This is a genomic window from Patulibacter minatonensis DSM 18081, from assembly GCF_000519325.1.
Taxonomy (GTDB): Bacteria; Actinomycetota; Thermoleophilia; order Solirubrobacterales; family Solirubrobacteraceae; genus Patulibacter; species Patulibacter minatonensis.
In genome coordinates this window covers 5006098-5021308 of the sequence record NZ_KI912613.1, presented here as the reverse complement: position 1 = coordinate 5021308, position 15211 = coordinate 5006098, and the positions used below count along the sequence as shown (strand labels likewise).

Genomic DNA, 15211 nt, shown 5'->3' with positions numbered 1-15211 from the left:
GACGTCCTCCGGGGCCCGCCGACGCCCCGGACCGGCGAGACCGCCGTCGGGACGGGCGATCCGTGTTTCGCACGGGCGATCCGCGCACCGGACGGCATGTAAACGATCGTTCACGGATCCGGTACTGTCCATCCATGGCGATGACCGAGACGACCCGTGGTACCGCCCTGCGCCGGGCCGGCGGGACCGCTCCGGCGTTGCGGGCGCTGCCCGACGTCGAGGCGCCGCGGGCCGACCCCGCGGCTGCGCGGGCCTTCGGTGAGGTCCTCGGGCGGGCCGGCGACCGCCCGGGTCTCGACGCGGTGCTGCGTCCCGCCGCCGAGGCGCTCTGCGACCTGCTGGACGCCGATCGCTGCAGCGTCTACCTGCGCGGGGGAGAGGGCGGGTGCTTCCACGGCCGCCTCGGCCACCCGGCGTCCCTGGACCCGGTCCTGCGGCGGCTGATCCTCGATCCCACCGGCGAGCCCGCCGTCCGCGAGGCCGTCGGGCTTCGCACCCCGGTCGCCCTGCCCGACGCGCCTCCCGGTCCGCGCCCGGCGCAGGCGGTCGCCGTCCGCCGGCAGCACACCGGCTCCGTGCTGATCGTGCCCGTGTCCGCCGGAGGGCGCGTGCTCGGCGTCGCGTTCGTCGAGGACCGCGACCGTCGCCGGCGGTTCGGGACGGAGCTCGAGTCCGCCGCCGCGGCGTTCGCGGCGCTGCTCGGTCGGTGGATGGACCGCTCGCTGCGCGTCGCGGAGCTCGCCGCGGCGCGGGACGCCCTGGCCCGCGAGCGACGGGCCCACGCCCGGATCGCCCGGGTCGAGCGCGCCATCGGCGAGACCGGAGGCGCGGGCCGTCGCACGCTCCTCGAGGCCGTCGCCGTCGCGGCCGAGGTCGTGGTCGAGCTCCGCGACGGGTCGGGCGAGCTCGTCCTCCGCGCCGGTCCCGCCGATGCGGACGGCCGGCCCTCCCCGGACGCCGCCGTCGGGATCGCCGCGATGCGCGCGAGCACCGTGCCGGACGACGACGGCACCGTCGTGGTGCCGCTCCGGTCCGGGCGCACCGACGGCCCGTCGTGCGCCGCCGCGCTGGTGCGCACCGGACCGGGCGACGGACCGCACGTCGTGCTCGTGCTCCCCGCCGGCGGTCGCCCGGGGACGACCGACCGCCTGATCGCCGCCAGGATCGCCGCGGCGCTGACGGTCCGGCAGGCCCCCGTCGGCGAGCCCGACGACGCGGCCCGCGCGACGCTCCTCGCGGGCGTCCTCGGCGGAGGGCTCGGTCCCCACGCCTGCGACGCCCTGGCCGTCCGGCTCGGGATCGACCCCGAGGCCCCGCGTCTGGTCGTGCTGTCCGACGGCGGTGCCCTCGACCTCGATGCGGTCCGGTCGGCGCTGCCGGCGTGGGCGCCGGTGGAGGTCGTGCTCGGGACGGGCTCGGTCCTCGTGGTGCAACCTCCGGCGGACGTCGAGCGACGTGCCGCGGCGGGCGCCGCCCTCGAGGCCCTCGCCGACGCGGCCGGGATGGACGTGCGCGTGGTGGTCTCCGCGCCGAGCACCGGCCTCATCGGACTCCCGCGCGCGCTGCGGGAGGCCCGCGGCGCCGCGGTCGTCGCCGGTCCGTCCAGGTCGCTGACGGTCGAGAGCCTCGGTCCCGCGCGTCTGTTCGCCTGCGAGGCCTCGGATGCCCGCGACCTGGCGACCGAGCTGCTCGGACCGCTCCTGCGGGCCGAGTCCGCCGGCGGGGACCTCGTGGAGACGCTGCGCCACTTCTTCGCCGCGGGCGCGAGCGTCACCGAGACCGCGGCGGTGCTCGGGCTCCACGCCAACACGATCCGCCACCGGTTCGCGCGCATCCGCGAGCGGACGGGACTCGACGTGCTCGGCGACGTCGGCGATCAGCTGACCGCACAGGCCGCGGTCATCGCGCTGCGCAGCTGAGCAGCCGCGTGCGGGGCACCGGCGGGCCGCCACCCGTCGGTGCCGACCGCCCCGGCCCTCAGGCCACCTCGTGGTGCTCGCTCTGCGCGGCCTCGGCCCGCAGACCGCGGTAGGCGTCGCGGGCGGACCGCCCCTCGTTGACGACCGCGTCGACCTCCTCGGCGATCGGCATCGAGACGTCGTGCATCGCGGCGAGCTCGAGGACCGTCCGGACGGACTTGACGCCCTCGGCGACCTGGCTCATCCCCGCGAGGACCTCCTCGATCGTCTTCCCGCTGCCGAGCTCCTCGCCGACGCGCCGGTTGCGCGAGAGCTTGCTGGAGCAGGTGGCCAGGAGGTCCCCGAGGCCCGTGAGGCCCGTGAAGGTGACCGGGTCGCCGCCGAGCGCCACGCCCAGCCGCGTGACCTCCGCGAGCCCGCGGGTCACCACCATCGCCCGCGTGTTGTCGCCGACGCCCAGGCCGTCGGCCATGCCGCTGGCGATCGCGATCACGTTCTTCAGGGCGCCGCCGAGCTCGCTGCCGACGACGTCCGCGTTGCGGTAGACGCGGAACAGCGGCGTCGAGAACAGCGGTTGCAGGGCCTTGGCGACCTCGGTGTCCGGCGTCGCGACGACGGCGGCGGCCGCCTTGCCGTCGAGGATCTCGCGGGCGAGGTTCGGGCCGGCGAGCAGGCCGATCGGGTGACCGGGCAGGACGGACCCGATGATCTGGGTCGGGCGCAGACGGGTGCCGACCTCGATGCCCTTGGAGAGCGACAGCACCGGGACCCAGGGGCGCAGGTGCGGGGCGGCGAGCCCGGCGACCTCGCGCAGCGCCTGGGACGGGACGCCCATCACGAGCACGTCGGCCTTCGCGACCGCGGCGGCGAGGTCGTCGGTCCCGCGGAGGCTCTCGGTGAGGGGGCGGTCCTCGAGGAACCGCGAGTTGCGGTGGTGCTCGTCGATGTCGCGGGCGACGTCGGCGTCGCGGGCCCAGATCGTGGTCGGGGTGTTCGTCGCCGCGAGGGACGCGACGGTCGTGGCCCACGAGCCACCACCGAGGACGACGACGTTGACGGGCTTCGTCATGCCGGTGCGGGGAGGTCGTCGTGCCGGGAGATCGTGCGCATGCTGGTGTTCCTCGTCCGGGATCCGTCCGACGACCGTATCCGCAGCGCACGGCTCGCGAGCGGATCCGAGGGGTGGTCTGCGTCCTCCATCCGGGGGAACCGCGCGTGCGCCGTACGACGGACGGGGACTATCCTCCGCTCCGACCGCCGCACCCCGCGGCACACCACGCGAGGAGCACCGTGCCGCAGGAGACGACGTCCGCGAGGAGCACCGAGGCCGCCGACTGGGGCACGGCCGACGAGCTGTCGCCCTTCGAGACGATGATGTGGCGGGCCGACGCCGACCCGGTGCTGCGCTCGGCGGGGCTCCTGGTCGAGGTCCTCGACCACGCGCCCGAGTGGGAGCGGCTCGTCACCGGCCACCGCTGGCTGGTCCGCCGCGTCCGCCGGATGCGCCAGCGGGTGCTCGAGGATCCGTCGCGCATCGGGCAGCCCGCGTGGGTCGACGTCGACGTCGACCTCGACGCGCACCTGCGCCGGATCGCGTTGCCGCCCGGGTCGACGTTCGACGACGCGATGGTCGTGGCGGCCGAGGTCCACATGGAGGACTTCGCCCGCGACCGCCCGCAGTGGAAGGGCGTCCTCGTCGAAGGGCTCGCCGACGGACGGGCCCTGTACCTCTTCAAGCTCCACCACGCGATGGCCGACGGCACGGCGCTCGTCCAGCTGCTGGACCTCATCCACAGCGACACGCGCGACCCGACCGTCTCGGCGACCGGACAGGCCGGACTCGTCCCCGCGGAGGCCGCGTCGGCGTCGGGGCTCCTCGTCCGCAACGCGACCCGGCAGCTCGCACGGACGCCCGGCATCGCGGCGCGCGCCACCCGCCTGGCGGGCGGGATCGTCCGGCGCCCCCGGCGGACCGCCGCGGCGACCGCGCGGTACGTGTCGTCGCTGGGACGGATGGCCGGCGCGGCGCCGGGGAGCCCGTCGCCCGCGTTCCGCTCGCGGGGCCTCGGGCGCGCGGTCTTCACGCACGAGGTCTCGCTCGCGGACCTCCGTCGTGCCGGCAAGGCGCTCGGCGGATCGCTGAACGACGCGTACCTCGCGGCGCTCGGCGCCGGACTGCGTCGCTACCACGAGCGGCTCGGGGTGGACGTCGACGAGCTCCCCCTCGGGATGCCGATCAGCCTGCGGACGTCGGCCGACGGTTCGGGCGGCAACCGCTTCGCCGCCGCCCGGGTGGCGCTGCCGGTGGCGGAGCCGGACGCCGCACGACGGATCTCCCGGGTCCGGGAGCAGGTCCTCGCCGCGCGCGACGAGCCCGCGCTCGACCTGGCGGGCGCCGTCGCCCCGCTGATGAGCCGGCTGCCGACGGCGCTCATCACCCGGTCGACGGCCTCGCTGACGAGCGCGCTCGACGTGCAGGCGTCGAACTTCCGCGGCCTGGACCGCGACGCGTTCGTGGCCGGGGCCGAGGTGCAGGGCCTCTACGTGATGGGCCCCGTCCCGGGCTGCGCGATCATGGCCACGCTCGTGTCGAACCGCGGCGTCTGCAGCATCGGGATCGCGGTCGACACGGCCGCGGTGACCGACGTCCCGGCGTTGCGGGAGAGTCTGCGGGCGGGCTTCGACGAGGTGCTCGCGGTCGGCGCCTGACCGCTCGCCGGGTACACCGTCCGGGGGGTGCCGGGAAACTCGTCCTACGATTTTCGTCTGTTTTCCCGATCCCGGTCGTCTCTGTCTGATGACCCCCGACGCGCCAGGGTCCACGTGCCCCCGGAGCCCTCCGGGATCGCCGGACCGGCCCACACGATGCCCCGACACGACCGCACCGGCGACACCGAGCTCTCCACCCACTTCATCGCGGTCGCGGACTGGCTGACCGAGGAGCTCTCGCAGGAGCTCTACGCGGCGCGGCAGGACCTCGCCGACGCGGCCCACGACGTGCCGGAGTGCGCGGACGAGGTGTCGGTCGTCCGCGCCACGCTCCTCGTCATCATCCACCGGCTCCACGAGGTCGCGACGACGCTCCGCGAGAACCCGGCCGCGGAGATGCCCGTGGAGGACCTCGAGGACCTCGCGGAGCGCATCGCCGAGGACTGCCGCGCCGCAGAGGACTCGATGTCCCGCGGGCGCGACCTGATGGCCCGCCCGGCCCGCGCCGACGTGCCGTCCCGCCGACTCGGCCGGTCCCGCCCGCTCGTCGCCCTGCTCGGCGGCCCGCCCGTCCTGCGCCCGGGCGCCGGGACGCCCGCCTCGCGCGGACCCCGGCGCGTGCGCCGGCCCTCCTGCTGATCGCCGGCGCCGCGCGTCCGGCGGTCCCGGCCGGGACCGCCGCGCGCGGACCGTCAGTCGTAGTCGTAGACGCCGTGCCCGGTCTTGCGGCCGAGCCGGCCGGCCGACACGAGCCGCTGGAGCAGCGCCGGCGGGGCGAACAGCTGCTCGCGCTGCTCGGCGTAGAGGGTCTCGGCGACGCCCAGCACGGTGTCCAGTCCGATCAGGTCCGACAGCCGCAGCGGGCCCATCGGGTGCGCGCAGCCCTTGACCATGCCCTCGTCGATGTCCTTCGCGGACGCGAGGCCCTGCTCGAGCATCCGGATGGCGGAGAGCAGGTACGGGATCAGCAGCGCGTTGACGGTGAAGCCCGCGCGGTCGGGGGCCGTGATCGGGTCCTTGCCCAGGACGTCGACGACGAACGACCGCGCGCGCTCGGTGACGCTCTCGGACGTCAGGAGCGACGGGATGATCTCGACGAGCGAGAGCACCGGCACCGGGTTGAAGAAGTGGAGCCCCAGGACGTTCGTGGACCGCTGGCCGACGGCCGCGCCGAGCTCGACGATCGGGATCGACGACGTGTTCGACGCGAGGATGGCCGTCGGGTCGGTGAGGATCTCGGCCAGCGCGCCGATCACCTCGAGCTTCGCCTCCTTGCGCTCGACGACCGCCTCGACGACGAGCTGCCGGTCGGCGAGGTCGGCCATCGACCCCGACGCGCTGAGCCGTCCGACCGTGTCGGCGGCCTCCTCGGCGGTGAGCTTGCCCCGGCTGACGCCGCGCTGCAGGGAGGCCTCGATCCTGGCGACCGCCTTGTCCGCGAGCTCCTGGCTGACCTCGACGACGACGACGTCGCACCCGGCGCGCGCGGCGACCTCCGCGATCCCGGACCCCATCTGCCCGCCGCCGACGACGCCGACGAGGTCGATCTGCTCCGCGGCGCTCATCGGCCGGCCTCCGGGAGGCACGCGGTGGCGGCCGGGCGGCCGAGGGGGTGAGCGCTGGGGTCCATGCGATCACGCTAGTCCTCCGGCGACGTGCCGCGACACCCCCGACCGGGGGTCGTTCGCGCCGCCCCGCGACGCGTCCCGGCGGGCCGTGTGACCTCGCCACCCCGGCCGGCCCGGCCGCGGTGCCCGTGGCGCATGCACGAGGGCGCAGGAGGTGCCGCGACGGCCCGCGACCGGCGACGCGCCCCCGGGCTCAGCGGTCGAAGCGGGTGAGCCGCTCCTGCCGGATCAGCGCGATCAGCTTCGAGCTGTACGACGGGTCGGTGGCGTACCCTGCGCGCTGGAGCGCCTTCGCGAACCGCTTCGGATCGCGGCGGTACCGGAACGCGGTCGCGTACCGCGGGTTGTCGCGCAGGAACCGCCCGTGGTCGGCGAACGAGCCGCGCATCGTCCGGTACAGCCGGAACGCGGCGATGATCCGCACGTCCGTGCCGCCCTCGGACTCGAACGTCGGCACGTTCACGCAGCCGACCGCCGAGGACCCCCAGGTGAACGTCCCGGTGCCCGGGTCGACCTGCTGCGCCTTGATGCCGAAGTAGTTGTTCGCCCCGGCCGTCGCCTTCCCGGAGTCGGACTCGAGGATCCCCTGGGCGACCGACACGGACGCCGGCACGCCGGTCGAGCGGAACGACCGCCGGGCCTCCGGTCCGGCCCGCTTCACGAACGCGGCGCGCGACCGCGGGGCGGCGAGGAGCCGCACGGGGGAGCGCCGGAAGCACGTCCCCTGCGAGCCGCCGACGCGGGTGGCGTCCTGCCAACCGCAGTACGGGGCGACCATCTCGGTGCGGGTCGAGAGGTCGGTCGCGGCGCCCGGGAGGTAGGCGATCTCCCCGGTCGGGAGCTGGACCTGGTTCCAGAGCCGCGACGTGCCGTACGTCGACGCCTGCTCGTCGCCGTTGACCTGGCAGCGGATCACGAAGCTGTCGCCGTCCTTCACGGCGCTGCCGGGTGCCGGCGCGACCGGGCTCCGGCGGGTCGCGATCGTCGACCCGGCCGGCTTCAGCCGCACGACACCCACGGGCGACGGCGCGGCGCGCGCGGCCCGGGGCGTCGCCGGGCTCGCCTGGGCGGCGGGGCCGGCGGGCGGCCCGGAGGACGCCGCCGCGGGGGAGACCGCCGCCGTGGCGGATGCCAGCAGGACGACGGCGATGGACGACAGGGGACGAGGACGCACGCGCATGGGACGCCGCCAGGGTAGCGCCCGTCCGGGACGCCCGTGCCGGCACCCCGCCGACCGCCGGGCGTGCGAGGCTCGACGGGTGCTCGAGCCGCAGGACGCGCCGCCGGACGGGATGGCGATCGAGGAGGTCCGCGCCCTCGCGACGGGCTGGGCGGGCGACGTCGAGGGCATCGCCGGGGGCATGTTCGACTACCTCGCGGAACACATCCCGGAGGCCGTCGACGACCCGGAGATCGCCGGCGTGACGCTCGCGTCGTGCAGCGCCAACGTCGAGGCGATGATCTCGATGGTGCGCCACGGCATCCCGGCGAGCGCGACCGAGGCCCCGGTCGCCGCGCTGGAGCACGCCCGGCGGATGGCGGCCAGCGGCCGCGGGGTGGACTCGACCCTGCGCTTCTACCGGCTCGGGCACGCGTACTTCTGGGGCCTCTGGAGCTCCGCGCTGACCGAGGTGATCACCGACCGCGACCGACTGGCCGTCGCGCTCCGCGACACCGCGGCGTTCTCGTTCCGCTACATCGACACGGTCTCCGCGCGCGTCGGCGCCGAGCACGTCGCCGAGCGGGAGCGACGCCAGCGGCGAGCGGCCATCGTGCGTGCCGACGTGGTCCGCGCCGTGCTCGCGGGAGAGCCGGTCGACCACCGCTCCGCCGAGCGTGCCCTCGGCCACGCGCTCGCCGGTCCGCAGCTCGCGTTCGTGTGCTGGTCGACCGGCGATCCGGTGGAGCTCGAGCGGGTCGCGCTCGCCCTCGCGGCGACGGTGGGGAGCGCCCGGCCGCTGCTCGTCCCCGACGGGCCCCACGTCCTCGGCGGCTGGGTCGTGCCCGACGGGCCGGTCGACGTCGCCGCGTCGACCGCGGCGACCCGGGCGGCGTCGGCCGAGGTGCACGTCGCGGTGGGGAGCCCGGGGGTCGGCCTGGCGGGCTTCCGCGACGGACGGCTCCAGGCCGACCGCGCGCGCCGGATCGCGACGCTCGCGGAACACCGCGCCCCGTCGCTCTCGACCTACGCCGACGTGGCGCTCGTCGATCTGCTGAGCCGGGACGTCGACGCGGCGCGGGCCTTCGTGGCCGGCGAGCTCGGCGGCCTGGCGACGGCCGGTCCGGCCGCGGAGCGCGTCCGCGCCGCCCTGCTCGCGGTCGTCGCGCCGCAGGGCGGCCTCGCGGCGGCCGCGCGCCTGCTCGGCGTCCATCGCAACACGGTCCTGCAGCGCGTCCGCCGCGCCGAGGAGCTCCGCGGCCGTCCGGCCACCGACCGCCCGGCCGAGCTCCACGCCGCGCTGCTGCTCGCCGCGGCGCTCGGCCCGGCGGTCCTGCCCGGCTGAGGCGGTGGACCCGTCGCGGGGGATGTGCGATCCGCACACCGCCCTGGGCCGGGTGCCCGTAGCCACCGGCGCTCCGGGGGCGTACGTTGGGATCGCACCGTCCGTCGAGGAGCCGCCACCGATGTCCGCCACCGTCCCCCCACCCGTCACCGTCCGCCGGATCCCGAACCCTGCGGAGCCCGTGCCGTCCGTCGCGGTCCCGACCCTCGCGCTGCTCGTCGTGGGCCTCGCCGGCTGGATCGGCGCGACCGTGCTCTACCTGGCCGACGCCGTGCCGTGGTGGGCGACGGTCGTCGTCAACGCGGTCACCGGGTACCTCCTGTTCACCGTCGCGCACGACGCGGCGCACCGCTCGGCGTCGAGCAACAAGGTCCTGAACAACGCGATGGGCCGGGCGTCGGCACCGTTCTTCGCCCTCCACGCCGCGTTCCCGGTCTGGCGCTTCATCCACATGCAGCACCACCGGTTCACGAACCACGACGACGGCGACGACCCGGACCACTACACGATGCGTGGGCCCGGCTGGCAGCGGCCCTTCCGGTGGGTCACGATCGACTACCACTACGTGCTCTTCTACCTCCGGCACGTCCGCTCGCGGCCCCGTCCCGAGCAGGTCGAGGGCATCCTGTTCCTCGCCCTGGGCGTCGCGGTCCCCGTCGCGCTGATCGCGACGGGCAACGTCGTCGCCTGGCTCGTCGTCCTCTTCGTGCCGTCGCGCCTGGCGATCATCTGGCTCGCCTACGCGTTCGACTACCTCCCGCACCACGGCCTGCACCACCGGCCCAAGGAGGACCGGCTCAAGACGACCCGCAACCGCATCGGCGGCGAGCGCTGGGTCTCCCCGCTGATGCTGTACCAGAACTACCACCTGGTCCATCACCTCCACCCGACCGTGCCGTTCTACAAGTACATCCAGGTGTGGCGTCGCAACGAGGCGTCGTACGTGGACGGCGACCCGGCGCTCTCGACCCTCCGGGGCCGGGAGATCACCGCCGACGAGTACCGGCGGATGCGCGAGCTCGTCGAGGACCACGAGTAGCACCGGGTCCGGCGTCCGGGCGCCGCGCCCCCCGGATGGACGTCCGATGGGCCCGGACGACATTCGTGGTCACAAAACGGGAGGGTCGTCCGAACAACGGGCAATGACCGCTTCCGGTGGGGGAACGCACGACATGAGCGCACGCACGGCGAGGCGCGCCGCGGGGTGCCAGGCACGGGTTGCGCGACGGGGGACCCAGCCGTCGGCGCTCCGCGAGGAAGCCCGTTCAGTCCGCCTGCGCGTCGAGGGTGTCCTCGACGCGACGCACCTCGGCGAGACCATCGCGATCGAGGACATCGACGCGATCACGACGACGCTGGTGGACCTCCAGTGGCGGATCGAGCGCTCCCGGCCCGAGCGTCACGGCGACGGCGGGATCGACGCGCTCCTCGGCGCGCGGCGCGACATCGGCGCGTCGGTCGAGACCGTGTCCGAGCTCGTCGAGTACTTCGCGACGGTCTGACCGCGCCCGGGCCGACGCCGGCCCGGAGGTCGAACGGCCCCGGGACCGGCGACGAGGTCGCCCGTCAGGCCACCGTCGCGACGCCGCCGGCCGGGTCGTCCGCCGACCCCGGACGGTCGGTCTCCGGGTCGGCGAAGCCCGTCGGCCGGGAGCGCTGACGGTCCAGGCGGCCGACGGCGCGCAGGCGGCGGAGGACGTCCGCGAGCTCGTCCGCGAACGCGGTGCGCCGGGCGGCGAGGTCCGGATCGCCGGGGGCGTCCACGAGCCCGCGGTTCTTCGCGAGCTGCAGGGCGGAGCGGAAGAGGTGGGACGACAGGGCCTCCTCGCTCGTGACGTAGCGCTGCATCCGGTACTGCCGACCGAGCAGGAGGCACCGCTCGATCGTGTCCTCGACCTCGACGGACTTCGCGCCCGACGCGGCCAGGTGGTCCGCGACGATCGCGTACGCCTCGACGAACGACCGCAGCACGCGGTGAGCGACCACCGCGCCCGAGTCGCGGAACCGCTCCCCGAGCTCGGGCACGAGCTCGGCGCGGCTCTCGCGGTCGCGCCAGCGCGGGTCGATCAGCGCGACCTCCTCCCGCAGCTCGTCGAGGAACTCCTCCTTCTCCGGGAAGAAGAACTCGAACTTCAGGAGGTCGCGGAGCCGGAACGCGTCCTCGACCGCGACGTCGAACGGATCGTCGCCCTCGCCGGGCTCGGCCTCGGCCGCGTGGAGCAGGGCGAGCTCGACGATCGCGCGGTTGATGAACCAGTGGATGCCGGCGTTGCGGTAGAAGGCGGCCACGAGCTCCTGGTCGGGGCCGATGCGGAACACGGTCTCGCGCCCGCCGGCGAAGCACTCGACGACGCCGTGCTCCTGCAGCGTCTTCAGGGTGCGCTCGACCCGCGAGGTCACCGCCAGGCCGTCGGTGCTCTCGGCGCCGGGGATACCCCGCTGGTGCACGTAGGTGATCAGCGGCTCGAGCGCGTCGGAGACCTCGCCGATCGTCAGGGCGCGGTCCTCGCCGGCCAGCAGCGCGAGCGTGACGAGGCAGGTGTCGGTGACGGCGGTGGCGCGGTTGATCCGGGTCATCACCTCGAACGACGACTTGCTGCGGGCGAGGCGCTTGGCGGCCGGCTCGACGTCCTTGCCGAGACCGCCGTGGCGGCGCAGTGACGCGGCGAGGTCGAGCGGCTCGCCGAAGTTCACGTGGATCGAGCCGTAGTCGCCCTTCTGCGAGCGGGCGAAGTCGAACAGCCACTTGGCGCCCTCGGCGGGCTTCACCGCGCCGCGGGACTCGCTCGTCATCTCGTGCACCTCGCGCAGCTCGTCGTAGACGATCGACACGGGGATCACGCGGAGGTCGTCGGTGCCGAGGTCCTCGACGGCGTCGGCGAGGTAGTTGAAGAGGCCGAGCCGCGGGGGCAGGAGCTTGCCGGTGCGGGAGCGTCCGCCCTCGATGTACCACTCGAGGTTGAACCGCTTCTGCACGAGGAACCCGAGGTACTGCCGGAGCGCGAAGCGGTAGACCTCGTTGTCGCGGAACGTGCGGCGGATGAAGATCACGCCGTTGCGCCGACCCATCGGGCCGAGCGGCCAGAACGACATGTTGATGCCGCCCAGCGTGTTGTTCGGCGGCAGCCCCTGGTCGTACATCAGGGCCGCCATCACGAACCCGTCGAGGTTCGAGCGGTGCGACGGGAGGAAGACGAGCGGGCGCTCCGCGGCGAGCTCCCGGATCCTCGCCACCTGCTCCGGGTCGACCTTCACGTCGTAGGCGCGGTGCAGGAACCGCGACCAGCGGGCCCAGACGTCGCGCGCGGCGCTGTGCTGCTCCGTCCCGAACTCCTCGAGGTAGGCGCGCGCGTCGGCGATGACGCCGACGGGATCGCGGCCGAGGCGGACGGCGAGTGCGTCCGCGGCCTCCTGGAACCGGTGGTCGCCGATGATCTCGTCGACGGCTCCCCGTGGGGCGCGGTAGCGGTCGCCGGTGACGGAGCGCTTCGCGCGCTCGAGGACGATCCCGGCCGCCCGCTCGATGAACGACGGCAGGTCGCCGGTCGACGAGGACGCGGGTCCGGACGAGTCCGACGTGGTCTTCCCGGGGGTCCCGGTGCGCTCGCGCCAGCGGGCCTCGAGCTCGGTGAGCGTGGCCGGCGCGCCGACGAGGACGCGGCAACGGGAGGGGTCGCTCGAGAGGACGCGACGCTGGCGCGGGAGCCGGAGGGCCTCGGGGGCGGCGACCCGGGTGATCTCCCGCAGACCGGCGAGGCGCGCGGGGCCGCCGTCCCCACCCGCCGGCGACCAGTGGACGCGGACCGGCACGATCGGCCGCCCGGGGTCGTCGGCGGCCGCGATCGCGTCCGCGCCGGAGAACACGAGCTGCGGATCGCCGTCGCCCACCGCGAGCGCCCGGACGGCGCCGAGCAGCACGTCGCGCTCGACCGCGTTGGCACTGGGCGCGAGGTAGACGGGCTTGCCTCCCTCGGGCGGCCAGGGCGTCGGTGTCGTCGTCGTGATGCCTGCTCGTCCGCCGGGGGCCCCATGCATGTCCAGAGCCTCCATCATCGGCCCGTACGCCGCAAGCTCCGGGCGTCTCGCGCCCCCGGCGCGGGGGGTGGGACCCGCCGGGTGTCGTCCGGACCGCCGCGGTCCGTGAGCGACGGCGGGGTGCGGCGGACGGATCGTCGGTCCCGCCCGGCCGCACCGTCCAGTGGCGTTGACACGGCGGGCGGGGTGGAGGGAAGCTGCTCCCCGCCGACCCGATGCCCGGGCCGCCACCGCAGGAGCAACGACCGTGAACGCGACCCCACGCACCCGCCGTCCGACCGCCCTCGAGGCGGCGCGGCGGTGCGCGGGGACGGCGGCCGGACGCTCAGCCCGTAATGTTCTGCCGCACCTGCTCGACGACCTCGTTGGGGACGGACTCCATCCCGTGGTCGGCCTTCGCGTGCTCGGCGACCTGGGCGAGGATCGCGTCCTCGGTCGGTCCCTCGAACGTCGCGGTGCACCCGGGCACCACGCTGCCACATGCGAACTGCTTCATCTCGACTCGACTCCCTGCGTTGACGGCTCGGACGACCGTGGTCTACCAGACCTCCGGCGGGTACGTGCAGGAGTGATGGACGGACGGGGGACGACGATGCGGGGAGGACGACGGTGATCGAGACGACGGCCGACCCAGGGCTCGACTGGTCCCGTGCGCTCGACCTCGTCGGCTGCCCGGACGGCCCGGTGCGGCTGGCGTTCCAGCCGATCGCCGACCTGCGGCGCGGGGTCGTCGCGGGCTACGAGGTGCTCGCGCGCTTCGACCTCGACGGCTACCCGCCGTACCCGCTGCCCTGGCTGGCCGCCGCCGAGCGGGAGCACCGGCTCGGCGACCTCGAGCGCGCGATCCTCGCCAAGGCGCTGCGCGTCCGGCCGCAGCTCCCGGCCAACACGTTCCTGAGCGTGAACGTCAGCGCCGGGGTGATGCTCGAGACCGCGACGTCGGAGGTCCTCGCGGCGGGCGGCGACCTCCGCGGCCTCGTGGTGGAGATCACCGAGCACGAGCGCGTCCTGGACTACGACGCGTTGCGCACCGCGTTCGCGTCGACCGCGTCGGCGGGGGCGCTGCTCGGCGTCGACGACGTCGGGGCGGGCTACGCCAGCCTCGGCCACGTGCTCGCGCTCCGGCCCGCGTTCGTCAAGCTCGACCGGGCGCTCGTCACCGACCTCGACCACGAGCCCCACCGCAGGGCGGCGGTCGCGGCGATCGGCGCGCTGACCGACGAGCTCGACGGCTGGCTCGTCGCCGAGGGCATCGAGCGCCGCGGCGAGCTCGAGGTCGTCGCGGAGCTCGAGGTCGCGCTCGGACAGGGGTACCTGCTCGGCCGGCCCGGTCCCGAGGCCGGGGACCTCGCCCCGGAGGTCGCGGACCTCGTCCGGCACCTGGGCGACCACGAGCACGTGGCGCTGCCCGTCGGGCGCCTGGTCCGGGAGACCCCGATGCGCGAGGTCGACGACGCCGAGATGCGCGCGGTGATGCGGACCGCGAACGGCCGGCGGTCGCTCACGGGCGAGCGGTCGCACGTCGTCCTCGTCGACGACCACGGTGCGCCCGTCGGCCTCGAGGTCGACGGGGAGCTCGTGCCTGGCGGCCCGCGACCGATGTGCGTCATGCCGGGGGAGGACGTCGCCGACGTCGCGCTCCGCGCGGCGGGGCGTCCCGCGTCCGAGCGCCTCCTCCCGGTCGTCTGCTGCGACGCGCTGGGGCGCGCCATCGGCGTCGTCGGGGTCGAGCGCCTGACCGAGGCGCTGGCCCGGTCCCGCACGTCCGGCTGAGGTCGGCCCCGGTCCGGTCGCGGCACCGGGGCGCCGGCGTCTCGACGTCGTCGACCCGCGACGGCGGTGGTCGCCCCCGGGCGTCGGCCGGACGACCGCCGCACGGCTTCCACATCGGGCGGAACCGGCGGCGCGGATCATGGCCGGACTGGACACGCCCACGGGCTCCGGGACGGCGTACATTCGGTGCAGGCGACGTCCACGTGTCGCACACATCCACCTTCGGGTGCGGGCAGGGAGGTCGGTATGCGGTTGGACCACGGGTCACGAGCACGTTCCACGGGCGGCCGCCCGCGGTCTGGGCGGGGCGGGGCCGGCGCCGGCGCCCGTCGTCCCACCGGGGGGCGTCCGCACGCCCGCCCGCTGCGCGGGATCGCGGAGGAGGCGGAGTCGGTGCTCGCTCGGGTCCTCGACCTGACCGTCCGCATCGAGGCCGATCCGCGGATCGACGCCTCCGTCGAGCTCGACGCCCTGGGGCTCCATCTCGTCGTGCTGCGGCACCGCATCGAGCGGGCCGCGGCCGGCGCGCCCCTCGGCCCGTCCGGTGATGCGGACCTGTTCGCGGCGCGGCGGGCCCTGGCGGAGGCCCTGGTCGTCGTCGGCGACGTCATCGGGCGCCTCGACGCCGGCTGAGCGGTCGCCG

General features: G+C 75.3%; 13 protein-coding genes. 8 read left to right on the top strand and 5 right to left on the bottom strand.

Going from position 1 to position 15211, the window contains the following annotated elements:
• Window positions 1–134: 134 nt before the first annotated feature.
• A complete protein-coding gene (locus tag PATMI_RS0123605) occupies window positions 135–1919 on the top strand; it encodes a helix-turn-helix domain-containing protein (protein ID WP_026912679.1) in 1785 nt (594 codons plus the stop codon).
• 58 nt (window positions 1920–1977) lie between these two features.
• On the opposite strand, the gene PATMI_RS0123600 is transcribed toward PATMI_RS0123605, so the two are convergent.
• The gene (locus tag PATMI_RS0123600; RefSeq protein WP_026912678.1) at window positions 1978–2988 is read right to left on the bottom strand and encodes an NAD(P)H-dependent glycerol-3-phosphate dehydrogenase; all 1011 of its coding nucleotides are present in this window, start codon (window positions 2986–2988) and stop codon (window positions 1978–1980) included.
• A 221-nt stretch (window positions 2989–3209) separates the two neighbouring features.
• Here PATMI_RS0123600 and PATMI_RS0123595 point away from each other — a divergent pair, with 221 nt between their 5' ends.
• Window positions 3210–4628, top strand: coding sequence for a wax ester/triacylglycerol synthase domain-containing protein (locus PATMI_RS0123595; protein WP_026912677.1), 1419 nt, complete (start codon window positions 3210–3212; stop codon window positions 4626–4628).
• A gap of 156 nt (window positions 4629–4784) precedes the next feature.
• Complete coding sequence (locus tag PATMI_RS0123590) at window positions 4785–5267, top strand: hypothetical protein (protein WP_157260948.1); 483 nt, start codon at window positions 4785–4787, stop codon at window positions 5265–5267.
• 53 nt (window positions 5268–5320) lie between these two features.
• Here the strand turns inward: PATMI_RS0123590 and PATMI_RS0123585 are convergent, their stop codons facing one another.
• Both PATMI_RS0123585 and PATMI_RS35410 read right to left on the bottom strand, forming a co-directional pair.
• Window positions 5321–6193, bottom strand: a complete 873-nt coding sequence (locus PATMI_RS0123585; protein WP_026912675.1) for a 3-hydroxybutyryl-CoA dehydrogenase — start codon at window positions 6191–6193, stop codon at window positions 5321–5323.
• 256 nt (window positions 6194–6449) lie between these two features.
• Entirely contained in the window at window positions 6450–7436 is a 987-nt protein-coding gene (locus tag PATMI_RS35410) for a glucosaminidase domain-containing protein (RefSeq protein WP_051472217.1), read from the bottom strand.
• Between the two features lie 79 nt (window positions 7437–7515).
• On the opposite strand from PATMI_RS35410, the gene PATMI_RS32875 reads away from it, so the two are divergent.
• The 3 genes from PATMI_RS32875 to PATMI_RS0123565 all read left to right on the top strand — a co-directional run bounded on the left by PATMI_RS32875 (window position 7516) and on the right by PATMI_RS0123565 (window position 10262).
• The gene (locus PATMI_RS32875) at window positions 7516–8760 is read left to right on the top strand and encodes a PucR family transcriptional regulator (RefSeq protein ID WP_211241783.1); all 1245 of its coding nucleotides are present in this window, start codon (window positions 7516–7518) and stop codon (window positions 8758–8760) included.
• Between the two features lie 121 nt (window positions 8761–8881).
• On the top strand, window positions 8882–9799 hold the full coding sequence (locus tag PATMI_RS32870) for a fatty acid desaturase (protein WP_051472216.1): 918 nt from the start codon (window positions 8882–8884) through the stop codon (window positions 9797–9799).
• A gap of 133 nt (window positions 9800–9932) precedes the next feature.
• On the top strand, window positions 9933–10262 hold the full coding sequence (locus PATMI_RS0123565) for a hypothetical protein (protein WP_026912674.1): 330 nt from the start codon (window positions 9933–9935) through the stop codon (window positions 10260–10262).
• A gap of 64 nt (window positions 10263–10326) precedes the next feature.
• On the opposite strand, the gene PATMI_RS32865 is transcribed toward PATMI_RS0123565, so the two are convergent.
• Both PATMI_RS32865 and PATMI_RS36220 read right to left on the bottom strand, forming a co-directional pair.
• On the bottom strand, window positions 10327–12795 hold the full coding sequence (locus PATMI_RS32865; protein WP_051472215.1) for a glycerol-3-phosphate 1-O-acyltransferase: 2469 nt from the start codon (window positions 12793–12795) through the stop codon (window positions 10327–10329).
• Window positions 12796–13120: 325 nt separating this feature from the next.
• Window positions 13121–13291: a DUF1059 domain-containing protein gene (locus tag PATMI_RS36220; RefSeq protein ID WP_084270208.1), complete on the bottom strand. Its 171-nt coding sequence runs from the start codon at window positions 13289–13291 to the stop codon at window positions 13121–13123.
• A 113-nt stretch (window positions 13292–13404) separates the two neighbouring features.
• Here PATMI_RS36220 and PATMI_RS32860 point away from each other — a divergent pair, with 113 nt between their 5' ends.
• Both PATMI_RS32860 and PATMI_RS0123545 read left to right on the top strand, forming a co-directional pair.
• Window positions 13405–14568, top strand: coding sequence for an EAL domain-containing protein (locus tag PATMI_RS32860; protein WP_051472214.1), 1164 nt, complete (start codon window positions 13405–13407; stop codon window positions 14566–14568).
• A 393-nt stretch (window positions 14569–14961) separates the two neighbouring features.
• Window positions 14962–15201, top strand: a complete 240-nt coding sequence (locus PATMI_RS0123545; RefSeq protein ID WP_026912673.1) for a hypothetical protein — start codon at window positions 14962–14964, stop codon at window positions 15199–15201.
• Window positions 15202–15211: the final 10 nt, after the last annotated feature.